The 16,531-nt window shown below is 64.0% G+C and carries 18 protein-coding genes; 5 read left to right on the top strand and 13 right to left on the bottom strand.

Features of this window, described 5'->3' with window-relative positions; translation table 11 throughout:
• Positions 1-454: 454 nt before the first annotated feature.
• The 12 genes from VN004_RS13735 to panB all read right to left on the bottom strand — a co-directional run bounded on the left by VN004_RS13735 (position 455) and on the right by panB (position 11,429).
• The gene (locus VN004_RS13735) at positions 455-1,369 is read right to left on the bottom strand and encodes a tripartite tricarboxylate transporter substrate binding protein (RefSeq protein ID WP_325610966.1); all 915 of its coding nucleotides are present in this window, start codon (positions 1,367-1,369) and stop codon (positions 455-457) included.
• Between the two features lie 275 nt (positions 1,370-1,644).
• On the bottom strand, positions 1,645-3,018 hold the full coding sequence (gene der / locus VN004_RS13730) for a ribosome biogenesis GTPase Der (protein WP_325610964.1): 1,374 nt from the start codon (positions 3,016-3,018) through the stop codon (positions 1,645-1,647).
• A 43-nt stretch (positions 3,019-3,061) separates the two neighbouring features.
• Entirely contained in the window at positions 3,062-3,550 is a 489-nt protein-coding gene (locus VN004_RS13725) for a hypothetical protein (RefSeq protein WP_325610960.1), read from the bottom strand.
• Between the two features lie 3 nt (positions 3,551-3,553).
• Complete coding sequence (locus tag VN004_RS13720; RefSeq protein ID WP_325610957.1) at positions 3,554-4,204, bottom strand: tetratricopeptide repeat protein; 651 nt, start codon at positions 4,202-4,204, stop codon at positions 3,554-3,556.
• A gap of 153 nt (positions 4,205-4,357) precedes the next feature.
• Positions 4,358-4,858: a hypothetical protein gene (locus VN004_RS13715; RefSeq protein ID WP_325610954.1), complete on the bottom strand. Its 501-nt coding sequence runs from the start codon at positions 4,856-4,858 to the stop codon at positions 4,358-4,360.
• A 92-nt stretch (positions 4,859-4,950) separates the two neighbouring features.
• The gene (locus tag VN004_RS13710) at positions 4,951-5,586 is read right to left on the bottom strand and encodes a NapC/NirT family cytochrome c (protein ID WP_414710302.1); all 636 of its coding nucleotides are present in this window, start codon (positions 5,584-5,586) and stop codon (positions 4,951-4,953) included.
• Positions 5,583-6,074, bottom strand: a complete 492-nt coding sequence (locus VN004_RS13705; protein ID WP_414710301.1) for a nitrate reductase cytochrome c-type subunit — start codon at positions 6,072-6,074, stop codon at positions 5,583-5,585. Before VN004_RS13705 ends, VN004_RS13710 begins: the two co-directional genes overlap by 4 nt.
• Entirely contained in the window at positions 6,071-8,578 is a 2,508-nt protein-coding gene (gene napA / locus VN004_RS13700) for a nitrate reductase catalytic subunit NapA (RefSeq protein ID WP_325610947.1), read from the bottom strand. Before napA ends, VN004_RS13705 begins: the two co-directional genes overlap by 4 nt.
• Positions 8,579-8,600: 22 nt before the next feature.
• Positions 8,601-8,912 (bottom strand): chaperone NapD, encoded by a 312-nt coding sequence (locus VN004_RS13695; RefSeq protein ID WP_325610944.1) that lies wholly within the window; start codon positions 8,910-8,912, stop codon positions 8,601-8,603.
• A 5-nt stretch (positions 8,913-8,917) separates the two neighbouring features.
• Entirely contained in the window at positions 8,918-9,103 is a 186-nt protein-coding gene (locus VN004_RS13690; protein WP_325610942.1) for a periplasmic nitrate reductase, NapE protein, read from the bottom strand.
• A 203-nt stretch (positions 9,104-9,306) separates the two neighbouring features.
• Complete coding sequence (ampC, locus tag VN004_RS13685; RefSeq protein ID WP_325610970.1) at positions 9,307-10,455, bottom strand: class C beta-lactamase; 1,149 nt, start codon at positions 10,453-10,455, stop codon at positions 9,307-9,309.
• A gap of 149 nt (positions 10,456-10,604) precedes the next feature.
• Complete coding sequence (gene panB / locus VN004_RS13680; RefSeq protein ID WP_325610940.1) at positions 10,605-11,429, bottom strand: 3-methyl-2-oxobutanoate hydroxymethyltransferase; 825 nt, start codon at positions 11,427-11,429, stop codon at positions 10,605-10,607.
• Between the two features lie 226 nt (positions 11,430-11,655).
• Here panB and VN004_RS13675 point away from each other — a divergent pair, with 226 nt between their 5' ends.
• Genes VN004_RS13675 through VN004_RS13665 form a run of 3 tightly spaced genes read left to right on the top strand, consistent with a single transcriptional unit; the run spans position 11,656 to position 14,333 of the window.
• Complete coding sequence (locus VN004_RS13675) at positions 11,656-13,179, top strand: amino acid permease (protein WP_325610938.1); 1,524 nt, start codon at positions 11,656-11,658, stop codon at positions 13,177-13,179.
• Between the two features lie 24 nt (positions 13,180-13,203).
• A complete protein-coding gene (locus VN004_RS13670) occupies positions 13,204-13,329 on the top strand; it encodes a hypothetical protein (RefSeq protein WP_325610936.1) in 126 nt (41 codons plus the stop codon).
• Positions 13,330-13,382: 53 nt separating this feature from the next.
• Complete coding sequence (locus tag VN004_RS13665; protein ID WP_325610934.1) at positions 13,383-14,333, top strand: acetamidase/formamidase family protein; 951 nt, start codon at positions 13,383-13,385, stop codon at positions 14,331-14,333.
• Positions 14,334-14,380: 47 nt separating this feature from the next.
• On the opposite strand, the gene VN004_RS13660 is transcribed toward VN004_RS13665, so the two are convergent.
• Positions 14,381-14,965, bottom strand: coding sequence for an NnrU family protein (locus tag VN004_RS13660; protein WP_325610932.1), 585 nt, complete (start codon positions 14,963-14,965; stop codon positions 14,381-14,383).
• Positions 14,966-15,117: 152 nt separating this feature from the next.
• Between VN004_RS13660 and VN004_RS13655 the strand changes: the two genes are divergently transcribed.
• Both VN004_RS13655 and VN004_RS13650 read left to right on the top strand, forming a co-directional pair.
• Positions 15,118-16,080, top strand: coding sequence for a tripartite tricarboxylate transporter substrate binding protein (locus VN004_RS13655; protein ID WP_325610930.1), 963 nt, complete (start codon positions 15,118-15,120; stop codon positions 16,078-16,080).
• A 12-nt stretch (positions 16,081-16,092) separates the two neighbouring features.
• Positions 16,093-16,531: FAD-dependent oxidoreductase (locus VN004_RS13650; RefSeq protein ID WP_325610927.1), on the top strand; the 439-nt coding region annotated here is incomplete at its 3' end.

Below are 16,531 nucleotides of genomic sequence, written 5' to 3'. Positions count from 1 at the left end.
GCGCAACGGCGAGGCCCTCGGCATCGATGACCCGCGCGCCGTTCGCCGCAATCGACGGTGCGATCTGCGTAATCATGCCGTCGCGCACGAGAACATCCGCGCGCGTACCGGGGTTGCCGGCGCCGTCGAATACAAGGCCGTTCTTGATCAGGATCTCTGCCGTCACGTCACATGTCTCCACGAAAGCGAACGCTGTCGCCTGTCATGCCCGGCAGCAAGCGCGGCATGAACAAGGCGGCAACACATCTTCTATGACTTTTTCGGAACCGCGCTTAAAGCATATTGAGCTTTTGCAGAAGCAACCGTTCTTCGGCCGGCATCGCCCGTCCCTCGAACTGTCATCGCCCGCGAAAGCGGGCGATCCAGTAAATACAACCGCTTGGCGAGTCTGCCGGATGCCCCGCCTTCGCGAGGCATGACAAGAAACGGCGGCTGCGATTCCAACCGAATGCGCCTAGTCAGCGCGGATGCCGGCGGCCTTCAACACCTTGCCCCAGCGGTCGGCCTCGTCGGCGATGTATTTCTCGGCTTCCGCGACACTGCTGCCGACGGATTCGTTGCCCAGCGCGGCGAATTTCTCCTTCACCACCGGCGACTGCACGGCCTTGGCGATTTCCTTGTTCAGGGTCTCGACCACGTCCTTCGGCGTTCCCTTGGGCGCGATCACCGCATACCAGGCCTCCACCGCATAGCCCGGCACACCGGCTTCGGCGACGGTCGGCGTATCCGGCCAGCTTTGCGAGCGCTGCGGCGACGTCACGCCGAGCGCGATCAGCTTGCCGTCCTTCACATGGGTCTGCGCAATCAGCGGCGACATGAACGCGATCGGCACGCGGCCGGTCAACAGATCCGAGATCAGGTCGTTCGTGCCCTTGTAGGGAATGTGCTGGATATCGACGCCGGCCTGCTGCTTGAACATTTCGGCGGCGAGATGCAGCGAGGAGCCGTTGCCACCGGAGCCGTAATCGAGCTTGCCGGGCTTCGACTTCGCGAGGTCGATCAGTTCCTTCACCGATTTGACGCCGAGCGAGGGATGCACGACGAGGACGAGCGGCCCCTTGGTGACGATCGAGACCGGCGCGAACTGGTCGAAGCTGTAGCCGACCTTGGAGAACAGCGACGGGTTGGTGGCATAAGCCATCGCCGGCAGCGCGATGGTGTAGCCGTCCGGCGCGGTGCGTCCCAATGCCTCGATCGCGATATTGCCGCTGCCGCCGGGGCGGTTCTCGATCACGATCTGCTGCCCGAGCGACTTGCTCATTTCCTGTCCGAGCAGCCGCGCGATCACGTCATTCGGCCCGCCTGCCGGATAAGGCACATAGAGATGCACCGGCCGCGTCGGATAGCCCTGCGCCGAGGCAGGCTGCATGGAGGCAAACCCAAGAAACGCAGCCGCCGATAATGCAAGTGCGATACGGCGACGGGACGTAAGCATTAAAACAGACATGAATAACTCCGGTGATTCTTCGTTCTTGAGCCCTGGTCCGGTCCCTCCGGCCCGGCACCCGGTTCTGCGCCGGGTTCTTTGCAGAATGATCGCATTGCGCCGCGACTGTGCCAAGCTTGCCGAGGCGCGGCGGTGCAAGGTGCGGCGTCACGCATCAAGGGTTGCAGCCATGGAACATGCGCGCCACCGCGCATGCACTAGCCGCGTCTCTTCCGCCCCGCATACGGGTTCTTCTTCTCGCGCAGCGTGATGCGGATCGGCGTGCCGGGCAGATCGAAGGACTCGCGGAGCGCGTTCGTCAGATAGCGCAGATACGCCTCGGGCACTGCGTCCGCGCGCGTGCAGAAGATCACGAAGCTCGGCGGGCGCGCCTTCGTTTGCGTGATGTAGTTGAGCTTCAGACGGCGGCCGGAAACCGCGGGCGGCGGATGCGCCGCGATGGTTTCCTCGAACCAGCGATTGAGCCCGGCCGTTGGCACGCGCTTGTTCCAGACAGCATGCGCGTCCAGCACCGCGCGCATCAGCCGGTCGATCCCCTCGCCGGTCTGTCCCGACAACGCGACGATCGGCACGCCCTTCATCTGCGGCAGCCAGTGATCGACTTCGCCGCGCAGCTTGCCGGCGCTGCCGCGGGCATCGCCCTTGAGGTCCCATTTGTTCATGCCGATGACGAGCCCGCGCCCTTCGCGCTCGACGAGATCGGCGATCCGAAGGTCCTGTTCCTCGAACGGATGCGCCGCATCCATCAGCACGATCACAACGTCGGCAAAGCGGATCGCTTCAAGCGCGTCCGACACCGCGAGCTTCTCGACCTTTTCCTCGATCCGCGACTTGCGCCGCATGCCGGCGGTGTCGTGGAAAAGAAAGTGATGACCCTGCCAGGTCAGCGGCACCGATATGGTGTCGCGGGTGATGCCGGCCTCGGGTCCGGTGAGCAGGCGCTCCTCGCCGAGCAGGCGGTTGACGAGGGTCGACTTGCCGGCATTCGGGCGGCCGACCACCGCGACGCGGATCGGGCGCGCGGGCCGGGTCTCGCCGTCGGGCTCCCGATCATCCGCCTCCTCAGAAGATTGCAGACCATCGCAGACGCTCTGCAGCGCATCGTAAAGATCAGCCAGACCTTCGCCATGTTCTGCAGAAATTGCGACGGGTTCGCCAAGGCCGAGCGCATAGGCCTCCAGCGCGCCCGCTTCGCCGGCCTTGCCCTCGCTCTTGTTGGCGATGAGGATCGCCCGCTTGCCGGATTTGCGGACGAGGTCCGCAAATCCGCGATCCGCCGGCAGCAGGCCGGCGCGCGCGTCGATCACGAACAGGATCGCATCCGCATCGGCAATCGCCGCCTTGGTTTGCGCGAGCATGCGCCCCGCAAGGCTCTGCGGCGCGGCCTCTTCGAGGCCCGCGGTATCGACCAGCGTGAAGTTCAGATTGCCGAGCTTCCCATGCCCTTCCCGCCGGTCGCGGGTGACGCCGGGCTGGTCGTCGACAAGCGCCATGCGCCTGCCGACGAGGCGGTTGAACAGCGTCGACTTGCCGACATTGGGTCGGCCCACGATGACGACTTTCGGAATCATGAGGTCATCTTACCGGCGCACGCTGCGGGGTGCGCGTATTTGATCAGCGCGTGAAGGTGCCCGCGGCGGGAGGCGACGGCCACGCACCCGAAGACGCCGGCGCGGGTTGCTGCTGTTGGGCCTGCGGCGCAGGCCATGCGCCGGCCGGCTGCGCCTGCTGGGCGGGGCGCGGAGCCTGCTGGACCGGTCGCGGCGCGGCCTCGGCCTGCGGTTCCGGCGCGGGCGCGGGTCGCGGACGGGCGACTTTCTTCGGTCGCGGCTTCGGGCGCTCTTCAGCCGCGGGCGCCGGTTGCGGCGATTGCTGCGCTTCCTCAGCGGCCTGGGCCTGATTTCCCCGTATCAATTCCGGTGGCACGCCCTGCGTCACCCCGGGAACGCCCTCCGGGAAGAGATCGCGCCGCTCGCCTGGCAACTTCTTCTTTCCGTCCGGGAACCAGTAAGCCGGGTCAAGGTCGAAATTGCCGCCGGCACATCCGGACAGTCCCACGCACAGCGCGGCCAAAACCAGCAGCGATGCGCGGCGGGCTCTCATCCGTCAGCCCTTCGCAATACCGGCGAGAAGCGTCATCGCTTCAATCCGGGCGCGCAGCTGCGCTGGGCTTTCGGCATCGCTGGCGATCAGGTCCGCCCAGCGCTGCAAGGCGCCTTTTTCGTTGGCGCGGAAGGCAGATAGCACCAGAATCTCACGTGCCGTGTGACGGAACGGGCGGCCGGCCGCGGCAACCGCCTCAAGCCGTTTCTCCATCTCCGGCAGCGGGGCCGTATCGACGAGAAGCAGCCCGGCGCGGACGGCGGCCAGGTCGCGGAAACGCTGGTCGACACTGGTATCGGCAGCGAGCGCATCGAATTGGGCAACGGCCGCAGCGCGGTCGCGGGGGATGGCGGTTTCGGCCTCGCGCAGGCGGGCAAGGATGCGATAGCCGCGATTGCCTTCGCTCGCGATCCTGGCGAAATCCTTCTCCGCGTCGGCCAGATTGCCGGCTTCCGCCAGCGCCGATGCGGCCTCGAATTGCGCGCCAAGCGCCGCAGCACGCTGACTTTCGTAATATTCCCAGCCGCGCCAGCCGGCAACGCCGGCCACAAAGAGCAGCGCCAGAATCAGCACGTAGAGACCGTATTGGTCCCACAGTTTCTTCATCCGCTCTCTGCGGACTTCCTCATCGACTTCGTGAAAGATATCGGCCAAGTGCTTGTCCCCGGGGCGGCTTCGCGGCCGCTTATAGATACGGCCCGCCGAAAAGTCGCGTAAAATAGCGATATGGCGCGGGCAAGGCAAAGCCCGCTTATCCCCTTCATTATCCTTCGTAAAAGCCGCGATCCGGGGGCCGGCGGACGGCCGCTACCGGCGCTTCCTGACCTTCACATCGCGCGCGATCGCCTTGGCGACCCAGGCCTCGGGCGAGATTTTCGCGGCGGCGGCCCGCGCATTGATCGCGGCAATGACGTTCGGCGGGAACGGCACGTCGAGGATCACGGCGTCCTCGCTCTCCAGACCATAGACCGTGCGCGTGATCTGCCCCGCGAAGCGCCGCACCGCCTCGCGCTTCTGCGCTTCGGTCAGGGCCGCATTGTCTGCGACCGTCGGGCAATAAGCCGCGATCAGGTTGTCGATGATGATCGCGTTGCCGATGCCCTGGCTCCGCAGCGACGCCACGGCGGCATTGAGCTTGGTGAGATCAGCAAAAGCGTCGCCTGCGGGCAAAGCCGCCTTGATCGCCTGACTCTGTGCAGGCGCCGCGCCCGGCGCCGGCACGGGACACTCGAACGCCGCGGACGCAGCCACTGGAGCGATCGCCACCAATGTCACCATGGCCGCGCCGACAAGTGCTCTTCTGGTCATCTTCACCCTTTCACCCTCGCACGATTCAGTTGCATTGAGGTAACGGGAGCGTGCCCCGGAACGCAATCGCTTTCTGGCGTCAGTCGGCCCGACTAATGCCAGCCCGGGACACTTCGCATATCCGGGAGTGTATGCGCGATGCCTTTGTGGCAATCGATACAAGTCCGCTCGCCCTTGAACAGGAAGCGTTCATGCGCCTCCGCCGCTCGCGGACTCTGCTTCGTCAGATCCATCGATATGGCGGAATGACAATTGCGGCATTCCAGCGAGTCGTTCGCCTTCAAGCGAGCCCATTCGTGCAGCGCCAGTTCGAGCCGCTTCTCGACGAATTCTTCGCGCGTGTCGATTGTTCCGAAGAGATGACCCCAGACCTCCTTGGAGGCTTGCATCTTGCGAGCGATCTTGTGCGTCCAGTCATGCGGCACGTGACAGTCCGAGCAGACGGCGCGAACGCCGGACCGGTTTGTGTAGTGTATGGTGCGCTTGAGATCCTCGAACACATTGTCGCGCATCTCATGGCACGAGACGCAGAACGCCTCCTTGTTGGTGAACTCCATCGCGGTGTTGAAGCCACCCCAGAAGATGATGCCGGCGACGAACCCGCCGAGAACCAGAGTTCCAAGACTGAAAACGGTGCTGGGACGGCGAAGAACGCCCCATAATTCCCAGCCGAACGCGACCATACGCTGCCAAAGCGAAGGCCGCCCGCTATCCGCCGCGTCGGTCATTTCTTGCGCTCGCTTGAGGCCGCGCGCTCAAGGACCGTGTCAACGTCAACGAATGAGTTCTGGACCGGAGCTTTCACCATGTGTTGCGGGACGTGGCATTGCTCGCAAAAATAACGCCGCGGCGAGATGGTCGCGAGAAACTGCCCGTCGCGATCCATGAAGTGCGTGATGCTGATCATCGGGGCCTGTGACTCGCCGGTGCGCGATCGCGCATGACAGGTGAGGCAGCGGTTGCTGTTCACGCTGACCTCGTAGCCTTCGGTGGTGTGTGGAATGACCGGTGGCTGCTCCGGATAGTTTCGAACCTGCCTTTGTGAGGTATTGGCGAGTGGAGTCATGCGCGGGGCGACGCCGATCTGGTCGAGCGGGACCGGACCGCGCAAGCCCGAGACAAGAGGCTGCTGCTGAGCCATAAGGGCGCTCGACATTGCGGCAACCGCACCGGCAAGCAGCGAGACCGCCAGAACCCCAGACAGACGGTTCATCATGCCGCCCCCACCGACTCAATGCGCACCGCGCATTTCTTGAAATCGGTCTGCAATGAGATCGGATCGGTGGCGTCGAGCGTAACGCGGTTAATGAGTTGCCCCTCGTCGAACCAGGGTACGAACACTACGCCGCGCGGCACGCGGTTTCGGCCGCGGGTTTCGACGCGCGTCCGAATGAAGCCCCGTCGCGACTCCACTTTCACTTCCATGCCACGCTGGAGCTTGAGATCACGCGCGTCGTCCGGATGCATGAAACAGACGGCATCCGGGAATGAGCGGTAGAGTTCCGGAACACGGCGAGTCATTGATCCGGAATGCCAGTGCTCCAGCACGCGGCCGGTCACCAGCCAGAACGGATAGGTCTTGTCGGGACTTTCGGCGGGCGGATCGTATGGCAGGGCAAAGATCCGCGCCCTGTGGTCGGGCGTCCCGTAGAAATCCCAGCCCGAACCTGATTTCGCATAAGGGTCGCTGCCTTCCCGGTATCGCCAGCGCGTCTCCTTGCCATTGACCACCGGCCAGCGCAGGCCGCGTGCCTCGTGATAGGCCTCAAAAGGCGCGAGGTCATGGCCGTGACCACGGCCGAATTGCGCGTATTCCTCGAACAACCCCTTCTGCACATAGAACCCGAAGGCCCTGGACTCGTCGTTCTCGTATTTGGGATCGGCATCGCTCAGCGGGAAGTTGTTGACCTCGCCATTGGCGTAAAGAACGTCGAACAGGGTCTTGCCCTTGTATTCCGGCTTCGCGGCGATCAGTTCGGCCGGCCACACCTCCTCGATCCTGAAGCGCTTGGCGAATTCCATCAATTGCCAGAGGTCGGAACGTGACTCGCCCGGTGCCTTCACCAGTTGATGCCAGAATTGCGTTCGTCGCTCGGCATTGCCGTAGGCGCCCTCTTTCTCGACCCACATTGCCGACGGCAAAATGAGATCGGCGGCGAGCGCCGTGACGGTCGGATAGACATCCGACACCACGATGAAGTTTTCCGGATTGCGATAACCTGGATAGCCTTCTTCGTTCATGTTGGCGGCGGCCTGCATATTGTTGTTCACCTGAACCCAATAGGCGTTGAGCTTTCCGTCGCGCAGCATCCGATTTTGTAGAACGGCGTGATATCCGTTTTCCGCCGGGATCGTGCCTTCCGGCAATTTCCAGATCTTCTCGGCGATGTCCCGATGCGCCTTGTTTGTCACCAGCATGTCCGCCGGAAGACGATGCGAGAAGGTGCCGACCTCACGCGCTGTTCCGCAGGCGGATGGCTGACCTGTCAGCGAGAACGGAGAGTTGCCCGGCTCCGAAATCTTTCCAGTCAGCAAATGCAGGTTGTAGACCAGATTGTTGCACCAGACACCGCGGGTGTGCTGGTTGAAGCCCATGGTCCAGAAGCTGGTGACCTTGACCTTCGGATCGGCGTACAGTTCGGCGAGTTCTTCCAGCCGGCCGACAGGCACGCCGGACAGCTTCGACACCTTGTCGAACGAATAGTCCGACACAAACTTCGCGTAATCGTCGAAGCTCATATCGGTCCAGGTGTTCGCCTTGCTCCGGTTGGACGCCTTCTTTTCGAGTTCGGTCTCCGGCCGCAAGCCGTAGCCGATCTCCGTCGTCCCGCGTTTGAATGTCGTGTATTTGTCGACGAAAGCGCGGTTGACGCGATTGGTCTTGATGATGTGGTTCGCGATCGCGTTCAGGATTGCAAGGTCGGTCTGCGGCGTGAAGACGATGCCGAGATCGGCGAGTTCGAACGAGCGCTGCTCGAAGGTGGACAGAACCGCGACCCTGACATGCGGCGCGCTCAGTCGGCGGTCCGTCACACGCGTCCAGAGGATCGGATGCATCTCCGCCATGTTCGAGCCCCAGAGCACGAACGCATCCGCGGCCTCGATATCGTCGTAGCACCCCATCGGCTCGTCAGCGCCGAACGTGCGCATGAAGCCCATCACAGCGGACGCCATGCAATGCCGTGCGTTCGGATCGATGTTGTTGGACCGAAAACCCGCCTTGAACAGCTTGGCCGCCGCATAGCCCTCCCAGATCGTCCATTGTCCGGAACCGAACATGCCGACGCTGGTCGGCCCGTTCTTGCGCAGGGCGTCCTTGAACTTCTCCGCCATGATGTCGAAGGCTTCGTCCCAGCTGACCGGCGTGAACTCACCGTTCTTGTCGAACCTGCCGTTCGTCTTGCGCAGCAAGGGCCGGGTCAGGCGGTCGCCGCCATACATGATCTTGGAGAGGAAATAGCCTTTGACGCAATTGAGGCCGCGATTGACCTCGGACTTGATGTCTCCATGTGTCGCGACCACACGATTGTCCTTGGTGGCGACCATCACACTGCAACCGGTACCGCAGAAGCGGCACGGCGCCTTGTCCCAGTTCAGCAGCGCGTCGGGGCGTTCGGTAAAAAGATTCGCTGCCGTTGCGGGAAGGGCCATGCCGCCGGCCGTTGCGGCCAGCGCGGCCGCTTCCATCTTCAGGATGTCGCGACGGCTGAGCCCGGTCATGCGCATCTCCTAACGGCGAATGTCAGTTTGCATCGATTGCGTGGAACACCAGGGTCGCCGACAGCACATGCGGCATCAGCGATATCTGCGTGAGGCTTTCACCGATGGACTGGCCAGCCACGGAATCGAGCACCACCACGAGTTTGCCGCGGGCGTCGCGCTGCATGATCTCGGCGCCGGCAAGTCTGGTGATCGCATCTTCAACCGCGCCAAGACATTCCGGCCGCGCCTGGACGAGGACGCTCGCGATCTCCGGCGCGCCGGGATGCGCAGGCTTCGACGCCGTTTGTTCGATCCATTGACCGCGTATGAACTGGCGACGATGCGGGCGCATGCTCGTCACCGCTGTGCTGGCGGTCCGGGTGGACCGTTGACGATCTGATAGATCCAGACTGAAAGGCCCCAGGTGCCGACGGTGGCAACCGCAAGTGCTGGCATGGCAATCGCTGTCACGAACAGAAATGCAAAGATCTCCATTCGCCGCTGACGCTTGTGTAAGGCAGAATCCTGCTCAAGCTCGGCCATCGGATGGGTCCCCGGCGAGACCGTTATTCCCACCCCGAACTATAGTGGCCTGCCCGTAGCCTGACAGTATTCTAAGGTATAGCCGCGTCGTTCGCGTTTGCTCGGCGCCCGAAGCGAGTATGGAACTCACCCGATTGAGCTACGTTTGAAGGCGGCAAACTCGCTCACCGGCGATTTCGGTACCGAACGCGAATTCGTGGACGTTACCGCTTTGCCAACGCCTCCAGCACCGCATGGGCGGCGGTGATGCGGGCCGGCGTCGGGATGTTCTTGTTCGCAAGGATCACGATGCCGAGCTGGTGCGCCGGCACGAAGGCAACATAGGCGCTGAAGGCCGCTGTGGAGCCGGTCTTGTTGAACAAGGTCGGTCCCGATGGCGCGCGCGGCGGATCAAGATGCGTCGCCGCATTCGGCTTGAAGATCATGTCGTTCGAATTGCCGGCAAGGAGACGCTTCAGCGTGACCGGCCAGGGATATTGCTCCCAGCCCATGCCCTGCACCATGCCGCCGACCCGGAAATAGCCGACATGGGTTGCCGCGACCGCGCGCGCAAGCGCGGGTTCGAGCCGGTCGGGTCGGATGTTGTCTTCGACAAACCGAAGAAGCGCGGGCGCGCTGCATTTGAGGCCGTAGGCTTCCTCGCCGAACACCGCCAGCCCCATCCGCCGCGGGGTTTTGCCCTTGTAGCCTTGCGCGTAATCCTGCTCGCGCGCCTCCGGCACGCGGATGAAGCAACCTCGCACGCCGAGCTTCGGCAGAAGCTGCGTTTCCATGAGCGAGGTGAAATCGCCGTTCATGGCGAGCGCGGTGACGTGCCCAAGAAGACCGATGCTCGGATTGGAATAAAGACGCATCTCGCCCGGCGCGGTCTTGATCTTGAGCGTCGCAATGAAGCTTTCCGCTTCGGCGAATGTCTTGATCGCATTCGGCAGATGCAGCGGCAGCCCGGCGGTGTAGGTGGCGAGGTTGATCAGGCTCGCCTTGTCGATCGCAGTGTCGCGCAAGGCCGGCAGATATTGTCCGGGATGATCGTCGAACGACAGCTTGCCCTGCGCCTGCGCATAGCCGGCAAGCGTTGCTGTGAACGGCTTCGTGATCGAGGCGATCTCGAACAGCGTATCGGCATTCACCGCAGCCCCGGTCTCCTTCGAGGCGACGCCGTAATAGAACAGATGCTGACGGCCGCCGGCCGTGACGCCGACCGCAAGGCCGGGCACTTCGTGCTCCTTGATGAGGGACGCGAACGTGCGCTCGACAATCGCGCCGACGGTGGCGGCGTCCTGCGCCTGCAGCAACGCGGGCGCGCAAGCAGCAATGATGAATGCGAAGAAAGCCGCGAGCCGTGCCATCATGTCCACCGCGCGTTTCCTTCGTGCGAGGCTACGCTTTCAGTTCATGCTGCCATGCCCTTTCCCCGAACGGGAGAGGTCAATTGCCGTCGCAACACGCCGGCAATCGGGCGGCAATCAATCGTCCGGCGTCAGGCAAAGCAAAATCGCGGTCACCCCTTCTTCTTCATGCCATAGACATGTTCGGGGCCCGGAAAGGCGCGCGAGCGCACCTCTTCCGCATAGCCCTTGATCGCAGCCTCGATACCAGGGCCAAGATCGCCATAGCGCTTGACGAATTTCGGTACACGCGTCGACAGGCCGAGCATGTCTTCCAGCACCAGCACCTGACCGTCGCAGGCCGGGCTCGCGCCGATGCCGATGGTCGGGATCGGGATCTCTGCGGTGATCTTGCGGGCGAGCGGCTCGGCCACCGCCTCGATCACCACCGAGAAAGCCCCCGCCTCGGCAACCGCCTTTGCATCATCTTCGATGCGCGCCCAGTCCGCTTCGTCGCGGCCCTGCGCCTTGAACGAACCGAGGGTGTTGATCGCCTGCGGCGTCAGGCCGACATGTGCCATTACCGGCACGCCGCGTTCGGCGAGAAAGCGGATGGTCTCGGCCATGCGCACGCCGCCTTCCATCTTGATCGCGCCGCAGGTGGTCTCTTTCAGCACGCGCGCGCAGGAGGCGAAAGCCTGCTCCTTCGACTGCTCGTAGGAGCCGAACGGCATGTCGACCACGACCAGTGCCTGCTTCGACCCGCGCATCACCGCGTGGCCTTGCAGGATCATCATGTCGAGCGTGACGGGGATCGTGGTCTCGAGCCCGTGCATCACCATCCCGAGCGAGTCACCGACAAGGATCACGTCGCAATATTTGTCCACGAGCCTCGCGGTGTGCGCATGGTAGGAGGTGAGCATCACGATCGGATCGCCACCCTTGCGAGCGCGAATATCGGGCGCAGTCAGACGCTTGATCTCTTGCTGGACAGACACGTTGCATTACTCCCGGCAGAGCCCGGCGGCTCCATCGGCAGCGAAGTAGCGGATCGGCGGGACGATGGGAAGTGTTAGGCATCCGGGCAGGAGCGGCTGGCGGAGGCGAGCCTCAGCCAGAAACCATTAACAGCCGACCGATATGTCCGTTCCCGGCCGCACATAACGGCCGCAGGCCAGCCGGCAAAGCCCGGCTCCTGTCGCATCGCTGCAGGGGAGCGGCCGCGTGACCGATTTGTTTGCTCGAAAATCAATCTCCGAACTTGCGCGGCAAGCCGAGTGCGACCATGGCCCGAGCGCGCTCAAGCGGACGCTGTCGGCCTCGAGCCTGATCGCGCTCGGCGTCGGCTGCATCCTCGGCGCCGGCATTTTCGTCCTCACCGGCAACGCCGCGGCGACCAATGCCGGGCCGGCGGTCTCGCTGTCGTTTCTGCTGAGTGCATTCGTCTGCGCCCTGGCCGGGCTATGTTACGCGGAGATGGCCTCGAGCGTGCCGGTCGCCGGCAGCGCCTATACCTATTCCTACGCCACGCTCGGAGAGTTCTTCGCCTGGATCATCGGCTGGGATCTGATCCTCGAATATGCCTTCGGCGCCACCGCGGTCGCCATCGGCTGGTCCGGCTATGTCGTGAGCTTCATGAAGGACATCGGACTGCCGATCTCGCCGCGCCTTGCCGCTCCGCCACTCGCTTATGACGTGACGACCGGCGTATGGTCCTTCACCGGCGCGCTGGTCAATCTGCCGGCCGTGCTCATCGTAGCCGGCATGACGGCGCTGCTCATCGTCGGCACGAGCGAGTCCTCCCGCGTCAACAATATCATCGTCGCGATCAAGGTGACGATCGTGGTGCTGTTCGTTGTCGCGGGGTCGTTCTATTTTGACACCGGCAACTGGGTCACATCCGCCAATCCGAAGGGCGACTTTGTCCCGCCCAACGAGGGATCCGGTGTGTTCGGCTGGAGCGGGGTGCTGCGCGGCGCTGCGATCGTGTTCTTTGCCTATATCGGATTCGATGCGGTCTCGACGGCGGCGCAGGAGGCGAAGAACCCGCGCACGGATATGCCGATCGGCATCCTCGGCTCGCTTCTCGTGTGCGCGGTGCTCTACATACTGGTCAGTCTCGTGCTCACTGGCATCGTGCCCTACGACCGGCTGAACGTTGCCGACCCCATCGCTGTCGGTATCGACGCGACCGGCCTGACGTGGCTGCAGCCGCTGGTGAAGCTCGGCGCCGTGCTCGGCCTCACCTCCGCGATCCTGGTGCTGCTGCTCGGCCAGGCGCGCATCTTTTTCTCGATGGCGAATGACGGTCTGCTGCCGTCCTGGGGCGCGCACATTCATCCCCGCTTCCGCACGCCTTATATCAGTTCGCTGCTGATCGCCGCCGTGGTCATGGCGCTGGCCGGAGCCCTGCCGATCGATATGGTTGCGCAGCTCGTCTCGATCGGCACCCTGTTGGCCTTCGCCATCGTCTGCATCGGCGTGCTAGTGCTACGCGTGCGCGAGCCGGACATGCCGCGCGCATTCCGGGTGCCGGCCATCTGGTTGGTCGCACCCGCGGGCGCGCTGAGCACCGTGGTCCTGATGGTGGGGCTGCCGGCCGCGACCTGGTGGCGTCTCGTGATCTGGGGCGCGATCGGGCTGTGCGTCTACTTTCTCTATGGCATCCGGCGGAGCCGCGTCCGTATGGCCGCAGCGACGGACGAAGCCGACGGCCCAGTCCACAGACCGGCACGGTCTGGCGCATAAGGTCGACGCCGTCAGTTGGCCGGCATGAATGAGCTCTACGCGAATCTTCCGGCCGGGACTTACGTCACCTGCAAGGACGACGAAGCGGCCGAATGGCTGGTGGACGAGGGCCAGCGGGGCAGATGTAGAAAGCCCCGCCGCTCTGCGTAAACCCGACCATACAGGAAGGGTGGCGCTCACGCGCGTGGTGCGTAAGATGCGGAATGACCCAGCACCGTATCGACGCTTCACCCGCAACCGTCCATTGGGGACATTTCGATGCCGCACTGAAGCGGGTGCTCACCGTGGACAGCGGCGACACAGTGACGCTGTCATCGGTGTCCGGTCTTCCGGGCTTCCTGCCGGACGAAACGTCCGGCTTCACGGTCGCGCCGGCCCTGCGCGCCATTCATGAGTCGGTCGAGAGCAAAGGGCCGCATATCTGCACCGGCCCGGTTGCGGTCCGTGGGGCCAAGCCCGGCGATACGCTGGAAGTGCGCATCAAGGCGGTCGAGTTGCACGACGACTGGGGCTACAACCTGATCCTCCCCGATATCGGCGGCGCCCTGTCGGAGGATTTCAAGGATCCCCGGGCCCTCATGATCGGGCTCGATCGGGGGCGGATGATCGGCCGTCTGCCCTTCGGGATCGACGTGCCGCTGCGTCCCTTCTTCGGCGTCATGGGCGTCGCGCCGTCGCCATCGGCCGGCTCGGTCTCTTCGGTGCCACCAGGCCGCCATGGCGGCAATATCGACAACAAGGAACTGATCGCCGGCACGACGCTGTTTCTGCCGGTCCATACCGAAGGCGCCTTGTTTTCTGTGGGCGACGGACACGGCGTGCAGGGCGACGGCGAAGTCTGCCTCACCGCGATCGAGACCGGGCTGATCGGCACGTTCGAACTGCATCTGCATCCGGGCCGCCCGCTCGAGTGGCCCTATGCGGAAACTCCGACCCATCTGATCACGATGGCATTCGATCCCGATCTCGATGTCTGTGCAAAGATCGCATTGCGGAACATGATTGGCGCGATCTGCGAACGCACCGGCCTGTCGCGGGAGGACGCTTATACGCTCTGCAGTCTCGCGGCCGACCTGCGGATCACGCAGGTGGTCAACGGCAACAAGGGCGTGCATTGTATGCTGGAGAAGCGGTACCTCGCCCCGCGGACCTGACGCCCCTGCGTGCGCCGTGCCGTGCGGAGCGCTTCGCGCGTTCCGCTTCAGCCGTGGATCACCGGCACGCCGATGATGATCGGGTGAAACAGCAGCACCAGCGCGATATAGGCGACGGTGCCGACCACCACCGCGACAAGGTCGCCGGGCCATCCGCCCCGAGCCAGAACAGGGCCGCCCGGATCGCTGCGGTGTTTCAGCGTGATGCGATCGAACACCGCCCAGGCGAGGAAGGAGCCGAACAGGATCACCGAGCCGAGATCGCCATTGGCCATGAGGTGCGCAAACGCCCAGAGCTTCACGCCGACCAGCATCGGATGTTTCAGCCCCCGTTTCAGGTGGCCTGGAATATAGGCCGCGGCGATGCAGACCACGGCCATCCAGTTGAGCAGCAAGGCGAGATGCCGGGTCCAGACTGGCGGGTACCACAGGTTGACCCACTCCGTGGCCCGGTAGCGAGCAAAGCCATAGGCGATCAGCACAAGGCCGATGGCGGACAGGATCGAGAACGCGATCTTGTAAGGCGTCTCGCCGATCCGCGCGATCAGGCGGGCCCGCGCCTCACGCCGCGTCACGAAGATATGCGGGGCGAAAAATACGATCAGTCCGACGATGAGCGTGGTAAGACCCATGCAACCCGGCTGGCCTCCCTGGAGAGACTCCAGTTAAGGAAAAGCCGCGACCGCTGGCAAGGCCGCCCGGTTCGGGTGAGACTGGGCCCGCCGCCAAGGGAGCGCACCAGGGGAACGCAGCAAGGGGCCGCCGCCAAGGGGAAGGGACGAAGATGAGAGTCGCAGCGCTGATATTGGCCGCCATCATCGGCGTGATCACGCCAGCCAAGGCTCAGGACTGGCCGGCAAAGACAGTGCGCATCGTGGTGCCCTTTGGCCCCGGTTCGACGCCCGATATCGTGGCGCGGCTGCTCGCCGAGCAATTGCAGGCGAAATATCCCGGCTCGGCTTTCGTGATCGAGAACAAGCCGGGCGCGAGCGGCAATACCGGCACCGATGCGGTCGCGAAGGCAACACCGGACGGCACGACGATCGGGGTCTCGATCGGCGGACCGCTCGCCATCAACACCATCCTGTTCTCGAAACTGCCGTACGATCCGAAAAAGGATATCGCGCCGATCACGCAGCTTGTGACGATGCCGAGCGCGCTCGCGGTCCATCCCGATCTCGGCGTGAAGACTGTCGCCGACCTGATTGCATTGCTGAAGAAGGAACCCGGCAAATACAATTTCGGGTCGATCGGCAACGGCTCGCTCTCGCACCTCACCATGGAGGCGATCGCGCAGAAAAGCGGCGCGCAGCTCGTTCACGTCCCCTACCCCTCCTCTCCCGCCGCGATGACCGCCCTGGTGCGCGGCGACGTGCACCTGGCGGCGCTGCCGGCAATTGCGGTGACGCCGCAATCCGACGTCGGCAAGGTCACCATCATCGCGGTGACGCTGCCGAAGCGCTCGCCGTTCCTCTCCAACATTCCGACGCTGAAGGAATCTGGCGTCGATGTCGAAGCCGATACCTGGATGGGGCTGATCGCGCCCGGCGGCACACCCCCGGCGCTGATCGCCGCGATCAACAAGGATGTGGTCGAGGCGTTGCAGGCGCGCGCCGTGCGCGACAAGCTCGCCACGCAATATATGGAGCCGGTCGGCAACAGCCCCGACGCCTTCCGCGCGGTGATCGACAACGAGGCCGCGCGCTGGTCGCCGATCATCAAGGCCGGGAACATCAAGATCAACTGATCGCACTGCGCGATGTGGGAGCGCGATGTGGGAGCGCCTGTGACTTACGTCAGCGAACCCGCGCGCCGGACGCCGCTCTTCGGCACCTATGACATTGCCGTCCTTGGCGGCGGCCCTGCAGGAATCGCAGCAGCAGCCGCGGCCGGCGCACTCGGCCGCAGCGTTCTGCTGATCGAACGCTACGGCTTTCTCGGCGGCATGGGGACTGCGGCCGGCGTCACCAATTTCTGCGGGCTGCATGCCAATGTGCATGGCGAGATCCGCCAGGTCGTGCATGGCGTGGCCGACGACCTCCTTCGCCGGATCGACCGGCTCGGCGGGCTCAATCCGCCGCATTCGATCTTCGGCAAGACCTTCGCCCAGGCCTATGACAATGCGAGCTACAAGATCGCGGCCGACGATCTCCTCATCTCGCGCAAGGTCGCCATCCTGTTTCACGCCTTCGCCGCGG

This window comes from Pseudorhodoplanes sp., from assembly GCF_035565855.1.
GTDB lineage: Bacteria > Pseudomonadota > Alphaproteobacteria > Rhizobiales > Xanthobacteraceae > Pseudorhodoplanes.
Note: the sequence above shows the minus strand (reverse complement) of the source record. Positions and strands in the feature narration are given on the sequence as shown.